Raw genomic sequence first — 16706 nt, forward strand, 5'->3', positions numbered from 1 at the left:
GTTACAGTGAAAGAAAACAACATCCACCAAATAAAAAATCCCCGGTATGGGGGCTTTAAAATGTAAAGATATTTATTTTTGAAAAGAAGTGATAAATATATACAGCGCTTTCTTTTGTTCGTCATTTAATGAAGCTAAAACTTGTTCTAATTGTTCGTTTATAAGACTATCTCCCGCTTTCTCATCCTTTTCTAACGACCTAAAAAAGCTGCTTAGCGGAATATCAAACCTTTCACAGAATTTTTGGATTAAGCTAATAGGAATTTCCTGATCTCCGTTTTCGATTCTCGAGAGCCTCGGCTGTGAAATTCCCAACTCATCCGCTAATTGCATCATTGATAAATTATATTTTTTTCGAACTTCCCTAATGCGTTCTCCTACTTTTTTATTTATATCCATTCACTACATCCCCAACTTTTACTTATTAGTTCTTATTTAGTTTATCGTTTTCTCATTTTACAATCAATCCATTTTGTATTATTATAAAAATGAATAAAAAATATTCGATTTTGTTAATAAGGAGATAGGTAATATGGACTTTGAGCAAGCATTTAATGAATTTGTTTACAACCGTGTCGAGCAAATTATGCTAAACGATGAAAACCTTGAGCTTAGAGCTCTCTACGAAGAGCTTGATCGCAGTTTCAAAAAACTTCAAATCAATGAGAAGGATTTTGATGATTTGCAAAGAACAATCTTTTGTTTAATTGATTCACTAATTTTACTAGCTTACAAACAAGCGTTAGCAGACACGATTTCTTTTATGTTAACTACAAAAGAAGCAAAGAAGCGTTTGGGGGTAACGGATTAACATGAAAGTGAAATGTCATGGACTCCTAGGTGCGAATGTTTATACTGTTGTTGACGGTTCAAGGAAAGACGAAGAATACGAGCAATTTGATGCAGAGTTGTACAATGAAATAATCGCTCTATTGCAAGCGCGCGGTTACATTGTTAAAGATATTTACTTACAATTTTCCGAACGATTTGAATGCAACGAATACGATGTTATAAATTTTGAAAAGTTCAAAAAAGAAGGAGAGCGAAAAGCTCAAGAAGTATATTCGAAAGCAAATACAGAACGTTTTCGAATTGACTAATTTTTTAGGAATGAGCAAGTACAAAATTTAATCGAAGGGAGATATCTTTTATGATTTCATGGTTGGAAAGAAGCCTAAAGAAAAACGAAGAAGATACAATAAAAGTGGTAAAGCTACTACTTGCAGGAAAGACAATTGAACAAATTTCCGATCAATTGGAAATACCCGTAAGTAAGGTTATAAGAATCAAAAATATGTTTGAATCCGATAAACTAAGTAATTGACTGTTTAATGCAATGTAAAATAAAACTTTAGCAAGCACTAAAACTGGAAACAAAACAGGCAGTTTTTCTCACAAAATATAATTTCAGAGACATGGCTTTACATGAAGTGGCGTGCATGGTAAGTTGGTTGCCTCTGCGAAGTCCTTTTGTGCTGCGGCCTTCGCAAAAGAATCCATGCACACAGAGGCTCCATGTCAAACCTTACAGGGTGAGATAATTTTTATTGGTATTTGGATTATATCTAATTTTATAAAACATAGGGGGATAAGCTTTTTCATTGCATTTCGATTAAATTTTTAGTTGCAGAAAACATTCATTTAAGAATAGTAAAACATGATATCTGTGCTACTTGACTGAATTCGTCTTTTCCCTATTAGTAAAATTTCATTTTCATTCTCACCTTTCCGTTTTATCTTTTTAGTTTAGATAAGACACACTTTCCGCTAAGGGGAAAGTGTGTCTTTTGAGTGTTGTCCTTTCTTACAATGAATTTTATGCTAATATTTGTAAATGTATTTCTCATAATCGTTTTGTATAAACAACAATGCAGCTTCTTTAGCATAGAGAGTTTTGTATTCATAAAAAATCTGTTTTTTAGGGGAATAAACTACGCATTTATTCAAATCTACAATGTCTATAAAAAATTTCCCATCTAGCGTGTATTCAAATTGATCTACTTCATTGTAAAATCGGTAGTAATATGATTTAAGAATAAGAGTTGGCACTTCCCACGTTGTAATCCTTTCATCTCTAAACATAATGAATAAAGGTAAATGTTCAAATCCATGGCTCCGTAAAATATATAAAATGCGACTCAACGCATCTTCTTTAAGTTTTTCTGTTCCTGAATCACTAGCAATTATGTTATCAGGATGACCCTGAATTTCGTTACTAAAGATGTAAACTGACCACGAAACTCCATTTTCTTCTTCGCTGAAATCAGCATATACTTTAACTTTTTTTCCTGCGATTGAATAATCATTGTTCCAAAGCATGTACTCATTTTCTTGTTTAATAAATAAAATAAAATCTTGTTCTTTCATGTCTTTTTCCTTCATTCTTTTTAATATTTTTTGTTTTAATAATGCGAAAAGCACACTCTCCACATTGGGAAAGTGCGCCTTTCAGGTTTTTCCTTTTTAGGCTATTTAGTTTCAATAAAACAAACCTTGTTTAAAAAATGTTGATATATCAAGGGTTTTAACTCACTTTCTGTACATATTATAACCTTTGAAAATACTCATTTTAACTCTTTTTATAAATTTTAACGTATAAAATACATTATTTTTTTAATGATAGGTTGACGGATTGTAACTTCCTTTTCAGTTCTAATTTCGTGACTGGTTCATAAAACATCCATTCTATTAATTCCACACCATTCTTTTGACAAAGTTCCTTTTTCCGCTTATCCAATTTAATACGCCTTTGTAAAGCTTCTTCTCCATCAAAATACTCAATAGGTAAATAATGTTGCGCACCTTGATATTCAAAAATCTTTAAATCTTTTATATAAACATCTAAATGCTGAGGGGCTAACCAGTCAGGTGAAGCGTGGAGTCTAGCCATTGGAAATTCATTTTCCTTTTCGCTTTGCCATTATGGGGCGCTATATTTTAAGACCTGAGATTTAGAATAACTCCAAACCGATGTAATTGGATAGGAAGTTATTAAATCTTTTCTGAACCTCCAGTCTTCACTCTTTGTTTCATTTGAAAAAACCTCTAACTTATCTCCTTTTCTCGTATTTAATCCCCGTATAACTCTGTCATTCTGCAGTTGTACAATTACAAAAATTTTGATATCAATTTTCAATAATCTAAGTTCAACCCAAATAATTCTATTTTGTATGATAATCCTGCTACTTCTTTATTAATACACGCTTTTACAGTATTTGTATCATAAGTTATATTAGTTCTTAACGATTTGATTTCCATTATCAAATCATTTAAATATAATTTTTGACCATCTGAATAATTGTCTAGTAGGTACATAAATGTATAAACAGGCAACATATGTTTATCATTTAAATGTATTTGGGCCCTTTTGTCTAACGCCACGTAGGTTATGTCAACTTCATTTGATTGTCTAACAATCTCTGGATGAAAATCAAATATATAGTCTATGTTTGACTTATCCATTTCGAAAAATGTCTTATGTTTATCTAATTGATTTTTATAAATTTCATTTATTGCTCTAGTAATTTTTTCGAAATTTTCTTCTGGTAAATAAACATTATCTTTCCATTTACACTCAATAACTAATAATTTATTGGCTTCTATATCATACATTGCAAAATCAATATCACTATTTTCCTTTTTTCCATTTAATTCGAATTCATAGTATTTTTCATAAACAAATTCTATGTTAGAGTAATTCTTAACTTTTTTTATTAGGTTTTTAATAATACTAGCGGAAATTGTATCGTCTCTGTTAGTAAATTGTAAGTTTTTGAAGTAATGTCCATTTACTAAGCTGAAATGCCAGTCATTTAAAACTATTGAGCTAGGTATAAATAGTATCTTTTCTTGATGTTCAATAAGTGGGAATTCTAAAAGACTACCTTTATTATCTGTACCCAATGAAAGGTAATTTATATAATTTTCAACTACATTGCTGTCAACATTAGTAACTTGGCATATCTTTCTAATTAGCCAATCTTTATCAAATGAAATCAACATATCCTCGATTTTAAACTTATGATGTGCTTCAAATGCCTTATATCTGTAATAAGTAACTTGTCCAATATAATATAATACACCAAGTACTTTGTTAAGTTCTTCAAAATCCTTAATAACAGGGCTTTCTACTTCCCCTATTTTTTTGGTATCTTGTTTAACACGATCAATACATAGGTGTAATAAATGAATATCGAAATTCGAGATAAGATTTTTCAAATTATTAAGGTGTTTCTTTTCTGGATATATAAATGGATGAACATTAATCTTTTTAAAATAAGGATAGTATTTATGTAGATGTTCTATAACTGCATTTACGTATTTTTGTTCTTCCTCAAATCTTTCTTCATCATCAAGTCCTAAATAGTACACCGGTACATCAGGGTATTTATCACTTAAAGAAGGTTTTTTGAAAATTATATTTTGATCCTCTTTTTCGAATGCAATTCTTGAAATCGAAAACATATCTAAAAGTTGTTTGCTATACTGAAGATCTTTGTATGCTTTTTTAATTTGAATATATTGCTCCTTGAATTTATTAAAATCTAATTCGTTAAAAGTAAACTTATTGCTATTGTTATCAAAATTTCTTTTTTTCATTTCTTTTATAAACCAACTAATAATTTTTCTATCGATATTAATTTTATAGTAATCGGGAAATGCCTTATCAAATAAAGTTTCTAGTAATAAAAGTGGATAATGAATTAAAAAACCAATCTTCGAACTATTGTTATAGAAGAAGTCATCTAAATATTTTTTTACTTTGTCCTTTATATGCTGAGAGCATGCTAATCTTATTTCATATTCAAGCTGTCGTGTAAACTCCATGATGCTCACTTTCCTTTTTATAATAATGTAAATTAAAATTAATATAGTAAAAAGCATTGCTGTTCTTGTTTCAGAAACTTCAGAAATACACCCGTTAGTTAAAAAGAAATACCTTCACTCTTTTGCTTTTATTCCCATAAAAGATTCGGAATCTAAAGTTGAGATTGAATTACTATTACAGTCATTCAATTTATCACTTCCAGATTTGTGCCGCTCCCCTTTCTCTCAAAAAATATCTTCAAACTGTAAGTAACTTCTCGACTATTGGCACTATCTCTATATCTAGTTTAATCATATGTTCACGCAATTCACTATCAACTTTTTCCAAACAAGCAATGCATAAAAACTCCTTCGCACGGCTAAACGCCACATATCCCACGCGGCAAGTATCCTGTTTATCTGCCAGCCTAGCCTCCACATCTGTTTCAAGCCATTTCATTAATTCTTTTTTGCTTCTAGCAATAACCAGTACGGCATCTGCCTGAAGCCCTTTGGATTTATGAATAGTTAAGTGGTAATCTTCAGTTTTTTGTAAATTAAACCTTCCTTGTAATTCAGAATTAATTTTTTTTATAAACTCTTCAGCAAGTTCATCCGGTTTATGCTGAATCTTGTTATGAATTGTCTTGTAAGGATCCCCCTTAAATATTACTTTTATATAATCAATCAAACTTTTGCTGCTTATAAACGGGTTTTGCTTAATTATATCTATTACACTTAAACAAAGCATTCTATATTGCAAATCGTCAATACCCATATAACTAATAATATTATTCTGATTTGTATTTAAGAGCTTAGTAATAAAATGTGAAGCTTCTTCAATGAACTTAGGCTGGTTTGATTCGTTGCTCTCTTTTTGTATTAATCCATATTCATTTTCAACTTTTGTATAGGTATCTCCCTTAAATCCAAGAAAAAAACGCGATTTAGGTTTATTCCTGCAATACTTTTGGTCATTACAGAGACGGTTAAATTCTTCAATTATCTTTCTAATATCTTGCGCGTCAATAAAAACAACTTTATTTTGTGAGTCAATCTCTTCATTGCTTTCTACTTGCTTCAAGGAAGTATGAAATTTGTTTAAAAAATCAATAATGGTAACACTAGAACGATGATTGTTGTATAAAAACTTTTTTTCAATCATTTTAGACTGCATAGCCTCATAAATTGGCCGTTTATTTAGCGGCTTTTTACGACCGTTATTTCGAAAAGTCATAATACTTTGTTCAGGGTCCCCTACAAAATACATTTTTGTTTTTTGTTGTTTCCGAATACTCTCGAAAATTTCATATTGTCCAGAATCGATATCCTGAAATTCATCAACAAATAGATATTGCAACCTTTCAGAAACAAGGACTCTCACCTTTTCATAGTCTTTCATTAAATTCTTAGACAAACTAATTATTTTTTCATAAGGAACAACGCCCTTTTTTACAATTTGGCTTTTTATAATATGTTCTTCTTTTTTATCTTTGGCATTTACATTTACTTCTTTATATATTGGGTTATTCGGCAACACTCCATATATACTTCCGAATGGTTTAAGTATAAAACGAATCAAAAAACTATGTATTGTCCCGATAAATACATTTTGCGGTATTTCTATCTTTTTTGATAAACGCTCCCTGATTTCGCTGGTTGCTGTGTTTGTATATGTTATAACTGCAAGAAACCTGTGAGATTCCAGTGATGGAAGACTTTCGCAAATTTTTTCAACCAAATAATAAGTTTTTCCTGCACCCGGACCCGCAATGACTAGTATCGGCTTTAATTTTTTGGACATCCTTTATTACCCCTCTAGGAAATCAAATGCTCTTCTTATGTACTCAGGCAGATTAAACGAGGCTGCTTCCCCTTGTTTCAGTCCTTTTAATTCTTCATGCAAGTTAAAAGCAAATTCTGATTTATAATCTTCAATTAACGTAAAAAAACTGTCGGTATCCAATGCTCTATCTCCTATTTCTTCTTCATATTTAGGACCTTTTTGGATTCTGGTCTGCTTTAAGGCTCTCAGTAAAATTTGCTTCCCTTCTCCTGTTTTGTTTGCTTCTATAAGTTCTTTTTCAAAAGTTTCTTTGTTAATTTCTACTTTGATATAATCATCTTCATACTCTTCCTTGAGTTTTTCCGCACGTTCTTCGGTTTTGGTTCCTAAATCGCCATCTGTTAAAACAACACATTTTATAAAATAGCCATTTCTTATTATTTCTAGGAAATGGCTAAAAGCAACGCCATTTACATTTACTATGTTGCACCCTATGCGCTCTAAGGTTTTGCCTGTATGTAATTCAAATAACTTGGGAATAAGTATTTGTTCGGCAATGCCTTCTACAAGGATAATTTTTCGGGCAAAAAACATATTTGACTTTGTTGCATCCAAATATTTTTCAAGATATCGGCGATGATTTTTGCCTTTTTTATCGCTTTGAAAGCCATGAGTTATGTAATGTGCCTTAATTTCATTATTTTCCTTATATAAAATAGCAATGTTGTCTAAATTTAATGAACTAGTAATATGTGATGAATGAGAAGTCAATATAATTTGTAAGTCATCTCTGTCACTATTTATACTTTCGATATTCGTTGCAAGATGCATTTGTAAGTGAGGATGCAAATGTGCTTCCGGCTCTTCAATTCCCACAACCCGAAAACAGATATCTTCTGAAATTTTATCCTCAGCCAAACGAGAAAGAATCAGGGAAATATATAACAAATTATTTCTTCCCAGTCCGTTTCGTTCGATTGTAATAGGATCTTGTCCATAGATTAAACTTAATTTTTTCAGCAACTCCCCTGTTTCGGGCGATGAGAAATGAAAATCAATATTGTTATACCCTTCCTTTTCTTGTAAGGAAAGCTTATTTAACTGACTGACTAGTGTTTCTTTAATATCCTTCAATCGAGGATTATTTTGCATTTTCTCATCCAAACTACTTAAAACTTCTTTGATATCTTCATATGCTCCTTCACTTCTGTAATTTAAAATTTTGTATAACAGTTTAGACTCTCCGTTGGCAATTAGTTCGCGCTTAGAATCACGCAAAGCATCTAGTAACTCAAACTTTAACATTCTCAGAAAATACGGATCGCAGCGATTTGTTACGTCATTGCCCCCATAAATTGTATATTCGTATTGTTTTATCGGAAATTCTATCAGTTTTACAAGATAGTCCGGATTTTCAATTCCTTTTTCCTTTCTGATTTTATCTATTAGTTCTCTTTGTTCTTTTACCCATTCTTTTCGATCAAAACCGCTTCTGGGTTTAAAAATATAGGTTAATCGTGCTTTTTCCAATGAGGTATCACAAAACCAATCTCCAACTACTGACAGTTGTTTTTTATTCATGCCTTCAAGGATAATTTGGATTTCAACTTCGGGAAATTCAACGTTCTCTGGCTTAATTGAAGCGTTCAATACATCGTACTTAAATTTTTTCCTGCTTTCATAGTTTATATCTTCCAGTTCAAGCATTCTTTTTTTGAACATAGTAATATCTTGACTTAAAATTAATCCTATTGAATCAAGCAAATTCGTTTTGCCTACATTATTTTCGCCAATAATTGCAGTAAATTTATTCAACTTCATTTTAAAAGGTTTGTTTCCAAAATTACGGTAATTTTTAATCGAAATCTTGGAAATATACATTTTTGTCCTCCAAAAATTCAATAATCTTACATTTTTAATTTACCATAAAAAGGCGAATTAATTAAATAGAAGATTGCCATCTTTCTTTAGGGATGGTTGTCGTAATCCTTTATAAATTCCATTTGCCAATAATCAAGTTACCATAACGAAGGTATGAATATCTTGATTAGCCATCCATTAAACTTCCCAACATAGATCCAGTCCATTTGAGCTTGTTTTTTGTCAATTGTTAATTAAAATCAGCCTTTTTTTGATATAAGTCCTCGATTTTCCTTATCTTCAACATTGTTTTCCCAATTCACGGATGTGGTTAAGAGTTTCTTCAATAGTTCAATGATTCTATCCAGTTTCCTTTTAATAGAGCTTCATCGTCTCACAACTAATGATTTGACTACAAAAAAAACACTGCACTTTAAAAAGCAATAAGAAAAGCAAATATGACCAATTGAAAAATGATTAATCCCCAATCCATCTCAGCACTATCCTTTTTTCTAATTGCACCATTCGGAGAGAAGCGATGGTTGAGGACTTTGGTTGCATATCCTACTCATGTCAGGTTGACATAGCGCAACATGATCGGAAGACATGATTGAACCAAAAGAAAAAGGACCTGTTTTTTTTAGATCCTCTTATATGCCTTTTTCCATTAACGCACCCGTTCGTATTATAAGGTCAGCTAGATATTCTGGTTGACCATTTTTTATATGGTTTTATTATAACGGTAACCGGGGCAGAACGTCTCTGCCTGTGGGCATAAACCCCGTCGGCTAAACAGTTTGCCCCCCCCTACTTGTAGAAACATGATTCAAGACGGTTGGGACTTGTGAACCCGTATAACAAGCGAACCTATGATACTACAAGGAATAATATGGCTCTTTTCATGTTTTCCTTTTTATACAATTATTCGGACTTAAAATGGAACTCAAATCCTGTATGGTTCACCAATGAGTCCCTGCCTTTCTCATGTTGGTGTCCCTTCACATTTAACGGCTTGCTTGACCTAAAAAGAGATCATTTCCAATTATGCTGATTAACGAGTGGGATGACAGATCTTTTCATTAGATCAATAAACGTATGTACAGTTGGTGATAGATTGTCACTTTTCCAAGCAAGGGCTGTCGTAGTGGTAAAAGGATTATTCCGAATGTCACGATAAACAACTTTATTTTTTAATACATATTGTATAGAAGCTGGTACGAGAGCTACGCCCATTCCTGCTGAAACAAGAGAGATGACAGTAGGTAATTCTTGTGTTTCTTGTACTACCTTTGGATGGAATCCTGCCTGATAACAACCGCTCATCACTGTATCATAATGACTTTGATTTGCCTTTCTTCCCGTTAAAATGAATGGATCATTGGATAAATCCACAAGATTAATCGGGGATGTTTCGGAAGCTAAAGGATGATCCTTTGGTAAAGCAACCACCATTGGTTCTTGTCGAATCACTTCAACCTGAATGGTGTCATGTTTTATTTTTATAGGATGACAAAGTATTCCTATATCAATATGGCCTTCGTGTAAAGCTTTCACTTGTTCCGCTGTCGTTAACTGTTGCAAATCTATATGAATATTAGGGTATTCCTTTCGATAGTGCTCTATAATGGTTGGAAGAATATCATAGGCTGCTGAGGCTATGAAACCGATCGCTATTTCCCCAGCCTCCCCACGGTTTATCATTCTTACTGTTTCGATTGCTTCCTCTAGATTCTTCAAAATCTGATAAGCTTTTTCTAAAAACACTTGTCCTTCTTTTGTTAACTCTACCTTCCTTTTCGTTCGATGGAAAAGAGGCACCCCTATTTCTTCCTCTAATTGGCGAATTTGAAGACTTAATGGTGGCTGTGCCATGTTTAAACGAGCTGCCGCTTTACCAAAATGTAATTCTTCAGCTACTGTTATGAAATATTTCAAATGACGCAGTTCCAACGCGTTGCCTCCCTTTTTAATACTTATTATATATTAATATCGATATAAATATATATTAGACATATTATAATGAGTTTTGTAAAGTGGAAATAGAAGAGCTCTTCCATAACAAATGATTCAGTAAAAATGGAGGTTATCATGCGAAAAGTTCTTCTCCTCACGATAGGCATGTTCGCTCTTGGGTTTGATGCCTATGTGATTGCTGGTTTATTGCCGAATATAGGGGCAACGTTCAAAATAAGCGCTTCGCAAACGGGGCAAGCAGTAAGTGTCTTCACCCTTTGTTATGCACTGGCAGCTCCAATTTTTGCGACATTGTTGGCTGGAAAGCCAATTCGCAGGGTTTTAGTGCTGGCACTTGCTGTATTCTCAGTAGGCAATGGAGCTAGTGCACTAGCCTCGAGTTTCTCCATGCTGCTTATGGCACGTGCAATTGCAGGCATCGGGGCCGGGCTTTATTCCCCGTTGGCCGCTGCAGCTGCCGCATCCCTTGTTCCTAAGCAAAAACGCGGCCGCGCTCTTGGTATGACGCTAGGTGGCATGAGCACGGGAACGGTCATAGGGGTTCCACTTGGATTGATCATTGCTGAACATCTAGATTGGCACGCAACTCTCTGGTTCATCACCGCACTAGGTCTTATCGCTATGATAGGAATTGTCATATGGTTTCCAAATTTTCCAGCTTCGGCGCCACCATCACTACGCCAACGTGTTGCCATGATGACCAATGGACGGGTTGCAGCAATTGTCGGCATTACTTTTATGACCAGTGTTGCCAGCTTGGGTCTATATACATACATCGCAACCATTTTGGATAATCTGGCAGGCATTCCTATCATTACACCTTATCTTTGGGCATGGGGCATTGGTGGCGCAGTCGGAAGCTTTTCCATTGGTACTTTGATTGACCGAATGGGGCGACCAGACTTGCTTATGGCTGGCATTTTAGCCATAATGGCTTTAGCCATGTTCAGCTTACCATTCGTACTTTCATTTTCGATACTATCATTCCTTCCTTTCATTCTATGGGGGGCGATGGGTTGGGCCTCGCAAGCTCCGCAACAACATGAACTACTTCGCTTACAACCTGATCACGGCGCAGCTGTCGTTGCGTTAAACAGTTCCGCTAATTATTTAGGTAGTGCGATAGGTTCCGCACTTGGGGGGATGGTGATGCTAGCCGGATTGGCACCTTCCCGACTTCCGTTTGCTGCCGGTTGTCTAATATTAGTGACCTTATTGGGACAATGGAGGATTGTGTCATCAAAAGAAAGCGCGGGCAAGCGAGAAAAAACATGAAAAATCAAATGAAATAAAGACTATCTCGAAATTTGGCAAAAACATAATATGGATTGCCTTTATACTCAATCGGTGTCAAAAATAAACAATGAAATTTCGCTGAGACTTGGATATACAAAAGAAACCCCTAGTGGTCTTTTCAGGATTGCTGGGAGTTTCTTTCTTAATGAAAGACTACCCTGAAAATAAGAGTTATACAAAGATATGAACCTAATAGTGTGGGCAATACAGCTTATTTTATTGCATCGTTGTGCCCAAAAATTGGCATGAGTGTCTCTGTTTAAATTTCCTTTGCTGATTTTTGATTAAAAGAAGAAGACTACTGTGTTACGATCTTTGGTTGTTCTTGTTTACTTGTTCAATTAAAGCACCCGTTGACCAACCATGAAGCGAGCTTCACCACAGATGAAGGAAGAAGTTGAATAAGGAAAATCAACATTGTTCTTTAACAAAGCTTAGAGAGAAAATGACTTTCTTGACTCCACTGACCTGCTGATTAGAGCATATGCAAGTCCAGAAAATATGCATGTGAAACCCATTAGCAATAGAAATGGGATCCCTGTCTTATATCAAAAAAGTACCCGGAAAGAGCAGGACCAATCATGCTTCCCAATATCATGTGTAGATTGGAAACACCCGAGTAGGTACCACGGAAACTATTAGCCATTTCACCAATAAATCGAATCGAGATGCTTCGGTCAAATCGAGGAAACTTTGAAAAAACTCTGGTTCCAAACATGTAATATTCCTCTTTTTCTTAATCCACTCTTTCATTATATAAAAAATTATAAATTTTTAATATTTTTATGAATAACTCTGTCAAATTTCAATGTTGATTTTTAGAACACAGAAAAAGACCGAAATAAATCGGTCTTTCTTGACAGTCTTGTTTAACTATCGTCACCCTTAGTTCAATAAACTTTTGAATTCACAGAAACAATATCAATGAACTCTTCGAGTGTTCCAATACATTTTTCAACTTCAGGTAAATGATAAAACGTGCTGGTCGTTTCAAAGTTGTTCACGTCGTCATTTGGTGAGTAAAGATAAATTTTTTTGCCATGTCCAAGCGCTATTCCAAATTCAATATGACTTCCTTTCCCTGCTGGAAGTAAGACGATGAGAAAATCAGCTTCCATTACAGCCCATTACAGCCTCTTTCTCTTTTTGACCTATTTCTTTTAGCTGTTCAATGGTCGAAGCTCTTTCATTTTGAGTCCAATCATATGTATGAATAAATCCCCTGCTTTTTAGCTTTTCACTTACATATCTAACCGCATCGATATTTTTAAAGCTGGATGCAATATAAAACTTCATCTTTAATCCTCCAATTTTATTGTTTATCGCCTTAGCTATTTTGCTCTTTTACTGAACGATAAAAGTGATATCGTTTTTTGAAATATTGCTCCCGTAGTGGAACAAGCTCAATACAATTCACAAATTCTTTTTCATAACAATCCTATTGTTATTCACAACATAACCATTTTTTCTATAGAAGTTTTCTGCGAGTCCTCCATTGGAAGTTAAAAGATAAATGCTTTTAACGTTTTTCTTCTGTAATTCCTTCTCTAAAAATTGGAGAAGTTTGGAACCATAACCTTTACCTTGAATTTCATTATTGATGCATAATTCTGCTAAATAAAAAGTTATTCCTTGATATGTTGTTTTGCTGTTTCCTGCTATAAAACCAATTGGAGTTTCATTGTTTTTCCAAAAAAACCCCGTAAATTTAGGAGTATGTAACAAATCCGTAAGCCTTTCTTTAGTAGTTTTATACGTCCAACTTTCATTCCAAGGCTCACTATTAAAAACTTTAATATATAGTTCAATACATTGTTCCAAATTATCTGTTGTAATTGGTACAATTGTTTCTGTCACTAAAAATTCCTCCTCCCAATATAATTCTTCAACTTCCCTGCCTCTTTAGCCAACCATGCAGCAAACTTCACCACAGATGATAAAAGTTAACTCGTTTTTTCATGGGAATTGAATAAGGGATTATTCTTTTTAAACTCATTCCATTCCTCACGAAGAATACCCATTCGGATGGAATCATAGTATTCACCATTATAGTAGCGGCATTTTCTCATTCTACCTTCTAATCGCATTCCCAATTTTTCCGCACATCTTATCATTCGTGGATTTCCAGACCAAGTCGTCAGCCCCACTCTCTCGATGGTTAGATTTTCAAAGAGATAGTCTATCCATAAAGATAATGCTTCGGTTCCCAATCCACCATTCCAATGTTCAGGAGAATATATGACGATTCCCATTTCAAGCCATCGTGTACGTTGATCCTCCCAATAATAGCTAACCATCCCTATAATTTGGCCTTGATATTCTATAATCATTTGACTTGGTACATGGGTAACATTCATTTTTTCTTCCATTCTCTTAGAAAACTTTTCAAAGGTACAAAATTCAAGCGGATAATAAGGAGCATCATACTTTTTCCATTCTGGATTCTCCACACCATATATCAGGTTATATAGAATTGGCAAATCATCCTGCGTTGGTGTCCGAAGAGATATTCTTTTTCCTGTCAGCGACACCTTTTGTAACATATATCCCCCCCCTATCTTACAGAATTCAACAATCCATGCTATTATCCCTTTTCTAAAAGGCTCTATTATCGTTAATTGTAGATTTTCGACCAAATGAAAAAGCCACCTTATGATGTAAGGTGTAATCACCGGTGATAAAATCCCCAATAACAGCGGTTTAAAATTCCCCAAAAATAACAGATAATCGTTTCGAAACAACATCTTAAATGGAGTGGAGAAACGATGCTGAAGGTAGGGGAGTTTTTTATGATTCGAGAGTTATATCAGAAAGGCTGGACTCAAACAGCGATTGCCAAAGAAACAGGTTTTGATCGGAAAACCATTCGTAAGTATCTAAAGGGGGACAAGCTTCCAGAGCGTAAAGTCAGTGAGAAAAAAAGAAAAAGCAAACTAGATCCTTATAAAAGCTATCTTCTTCAACGAATACAAGAAGGTACGACGAATTGTGTTGTTCTCCTTGAGGAGATCCAAGCGATGGGATACACTGGCAAGATGACGATATTAAGAGATTTTGTTCGACCGTATCGAGAACAGCCAAAGAAACAAGCTACCTTACGGTATGAAACACCACCAGGCAAACAAGCTCAAATGGACTGGGCCTATGTGGGAAAGTACTTGGTGGATGGTCAATATCAAGATATTTATGCTTTCGTGATGGTACTTGGTTATTCCCGAATGAAGTATGTGGAGTTTACGACCAATATGAATGTAGAAACATTAATGAAATGTCATATGAACGCATTTGCTTACTTTAACGGCATTCCTGAACAGATTCTTTATGACAATATGAAAACCGTTGTTCTGAAACATAGTCCCATCGAAATTCGATTTAACCGGACGTTCGAGGATTTTCTAGCGTATTACGGTATTGTTCCAAAAGCATGTCGGCCGAAACGTCCACAAACAAAGGGAAAAGTAGAAAGAGTGGTAAAGTATTTGAAAGATAATTTCTTTCAGCGAAAACACGAACCTACTCTCTATGCATTAAATGAAGCTGTTCGTACATGGCTGGATCAAGTGGCCAATCGAAAGCCGAATCAAACGACGAATGAACCGCCAATTCAACGTTTGGAACAGGAACAGAAGTTCCTTCAAGCATGGGGAGTCAAACCATTATTCCCGACATGTCGCTGGGAGACACGAGAGGTAAGTCGAGATTGTTTTGTTTCATACAGAGGAAAAAAATATTCCGTTCCGTATCGCTATGCAGGACAGGTTGTAAAAGTGAAAGAAACTCTCGACCATCATATCGAGATTTATGATGAACAGGAGTGTATTGCCAAACATCCGATTTTGACAGGAAAAGCAACTGCTCATATTCAAATGGAACATTATGAGGGCTTACATACAAAAGAAAAAGGACAGAGAAGAAAAGGCGTTCAAGGTTTGGCGACCAACGACCTTTCTTCTTCTGCCCCATCTCCTAAAGTAGAACAACGCCCTCTCGCTGCTTACGCAGCATTGGAAGAAGGTGAGACTGTATGATGAACGAGCTGTTAATCGAACGCTTAAAAAAGCTTGGTTGGCACCACACAGCCCACCAACTAGATAGTTTATTAGAAGACGCTTCTAGAGATAATGTATCATATTCTGAGTTTCTAAACACTATTGTTTTACAAGAAATTGAATATCAAGAGTCTCAACAACTAGAAAAGCGAATGAAACGAGCCAAATTACCTTCTATCAAAACGATTCATGACTTTGATTTTTCCTTTCAACCGAGTATCAGTGAAAAGAGAGTCAAAGAAACGCTGACCTGTCGGTTTATTGCCAACGGGGAAAATCGAATCTTACTAGGCCCACCGGGTGTTGGAAAAACGCATTTAGCGATTTCCTTTGCGGTGGAAGCTATCACTCAAGGGTATACCGCTTTATTTTTAACCGCAGACGATGTAGTGGCTGAATGCCGAAAGGCAAACGAAAAAGGGACTCTCCAGCGATTAGTGAATCGTTGGAGTCGTCCAGATGTACTCATTATGGATGAGGTCGGTTACTTTCCTTTTGATGAGCTAACGGCGAATGTCTTTTTTCAGGTCGTATCGAAACGATATGAACAAGGCTCTATGATCCTCACATCGAATAAATCCTATCTCGAATGGGGGAAAGTATTCGGTGATGATGTACTAGCGACAGCGATTTTAGATCGCCTATTACATCACGCCATTACCTTTAATATCAAAGGTGATTCTTATCGTCTACGAGAAAAGAAAAAAGCAGGAGTTTATCCTGCCCAGTTGCCTAATTAAACGTTCATAATGGGGAATTTCATTTCGTTGAAATTGGGGAATTTTAAATCGTTATTGACATAAGGTAGCGTTTTTGTACATATTTTATTTTTATTTAACTATCTTACCCTTCGTATTATAAGGTCATCCAGATATTTCTAGTTGACCATTTTTATATGGTTTTATTATAACGATAGCCGAGGCAGAACGTCCTCG

The 16706-nt window shown here is 34.7% G+C and carries 15 protein-coding genes and 1 pseudogene; 6 read left to right on the forward strand and 10 right to left on the reverse strand.

Annotated features, from left to right (window positions below; translation table 11 throughout):
• Nucleotides 1-72: 72 nt before the first annotated feature.
• Entirely contained in the window at nt 73-399 is a 327-nt protein-coding gene (locus GRQ40_RS08740; protein WP_159719762.1) for a helix-turn-helix domain-containing protein, read from the reverse strand.
• A gap of 133 nt (nt 400-532) precedes the next feature.
• Between GRQ40_RS08740 and GRQ40_RS08745 the strand changes: the two genes are divergently transcribed.
• The 3 genes from GRQ40_RS08745 to GRQ40_RS08755 are packed head-to-tail and all read left to right on the forward strand — an operon-like array spanning nt 533 to nt 1324.
• Nucleotides 533-811 (forward strand): hypothetical protein, encoded by a 279-nt coding sequence (locus GRQ40_RS08745; protein WP_159719763.1) that lies wholly within the window; start codon nt 533-535, stop codon nt 809-811.
• 1 nt (nt 812) lies between these two features.
• Nucleotides 813-1100: a hypothetical protein gene (locus GRQ40_RS08750; RefSeq protein ID WP_062677906.1), complete on the forward strand. Its 288-nt coding sequence runs from the start codon at nt 813-815 to the stop codon at nt 1098-1100.
• Between the two features lie 50 nt (nt 1101-1150).
• A complete protein-coding gene (locus tag GRQ40_RS08755) occupies nt 1151-1324 on the forward strand; it encodes a helix-turn-helix domain-containing protein (RefSeq protein WP_155116388.1) in 174 nt (57 codons plus the stop codon).
• 497 nt (nt 1325-1821) lie between these two features.
• Here the strand turns inward: GRQ40_RS08755 and GRQ40_RS08760 are convergent, their stop codons facing one another.
• From GRQ40_RS08760 to GRQ40_RS08785, 6 genes are all read right to left on the reverse strand, one after another.
• Complete coding sequence (locus tag GRQ40_RS08760) at nt 1822-2367, reverse strand: hypothetical protein (protein WP_159719764.1); 546 nt, start codon at nt 2365-2367, stop codon at nt 1822-1824.
• Between the two features lie 238 nt (nt 2368-2605).
• A complete protein-coding gene (locus tag GRQ40_RS08765; protein ID WP_159719765.1) occupies nt 2606-2890 on the reverse strand; it encodes a hypothetical protein in 285 nt (94 codons plus the stop codon).
• Between the two features lie 242 nt (nt 2891-3132).
• Nucleotides 3133-4827: a hypothetical protein gene (locus GRQ40_RS08770; RefSeq protein ID WP_159719766.1), complete on the reverse strand. Its 1695-nt coding sequence runs from the start codon at nt 4825-4827 to the stop codon at nt 3133-3135.
• Nucleotides 4828-5065: 238 nt separating this feature from the next.
• Nucleotides 5066-6610, reverse strand: coding sequence for a UvrD-helicase domain-containing protein (locus GRQ40_RS08775; protein WP_159719767.1), 1545 nt, complete (start codon nt 6608-6610; stop codon nt 5066-5068).
• A 6-nt stretch (nt 6611-6616) separates the two neighbouring features.
• Nucleotides 6617-8473, reverse strand: coding sequence for an ATP-dependent nuclease (locus GRQ40_RS08780; RefSeq protein ID WP_003250528.1), 1857 nt, complete (start codon nt 8471-8473; stop codon nt 6617-6619).
• Nucleotides 8474-9484: 1011 nt separating this feature from the next.
• Entirely contained in the window at nt 9485-10402 is a 918-nt protein-coding gene (locus GRQ40_RS08785; protein WP_159719768.1) for a LysR family transcriptional regulator, read from the reverse strand.
• Nucleotides 10403-10540: 138 nt separating this feature from the next.
• Here GRQ40_RS08785 and GRQ40_RS08790 point away from each other — a divergent pair, with 138 nt between their 5' ends.
• Nucleotides 10541-11701, forward strand: coding sequence for an MFS transporter (locus tag GRQ40_RS08790; protein ID WP_159719769.1), 1161 nt, complete (start codon nt 10541-10543; stop codon nt 11699-11701).
• A gap of 911 nt (nt 11702-12612) precedes the next feature.
• On the opposite strand, the pseudogene GRQ40_RS08795 reads toward GRQ40_RS08790, so the two are convergent.
• From GRQ40_RS08795 to GRQ40_RS08805, 3 genes and pseudogenes are all read right to left on the reverse strand, one after another.
• Nucleotides 12613-13018: pseudogene (locus tag GRQ40_RS08795) on the reverse strand (group-specific protein).
• A gap of 117 nt (nt 13019-13135) precedes the next feature.
• The gene (locus GRQ40_RS08800) at nt 13136-13579 is read right to left on the reverse strand and encodes a GNAT family N-acetyltransferase (RefSeq protein WP_159719770.1); all 444 of its coding nucleotides are present in this window, start codon (nt 13577-13579) and stop codon (nt 13136-13138) included.
• Between the two features lie 86 nt (nt 13580-13665).
• Complete coding sequence (locus tag GRQ40_RS08805) at nt 13666-14265, reverse strand: GNAT family N-acetyltransferase (protein ID WP_159719771.1); 600 nt, start codon at nt 14263-14265, stop codon at nt 13666-13668.
• A gap of 222 nt (nt 14266-14487) precedes the next feature.
• On the opposite strand from GRQ40_RS08805, the gene istA reads away from it, so the two are divergent.
• Both istA and istB read left to right on the forward strand, forming a co-directional pair.
• Nucleotides 14488-15750, forward strand: coding sequence for an IS21 family transposase (gene istA, locus GRQ40_RS08810; protein WP_066329642.1), 1263 nt, complete (start codon nt 14488-14490; stop codon nt 15748-15750).
• Nucleotides 15747-16511, forward strand: coding sequence for an IS21-like element helper ATPase IstB (gene istB / locus GRQ40_RS08815; protein ID WP_066329639.1), 765 nt, complete (start codon nt 15747-15749; stop codon nt 16509-16511). Before istA ends, istB begins: the two co-directional genes overlap by 4 nt.
• Nucleotides 16512-16706 lie beyond the last annotated feature (195 nt).

The sequence above is a fragment of the Anoxybacillus sp. PDR2 genome (assembly GCF_009834045.1).
GTDB lineage: Bacteria > Bacillota > Bacilli > Bacillales > Anoxybacillaceae > Anoxybacteroides > Anoxybacteroides rupiense.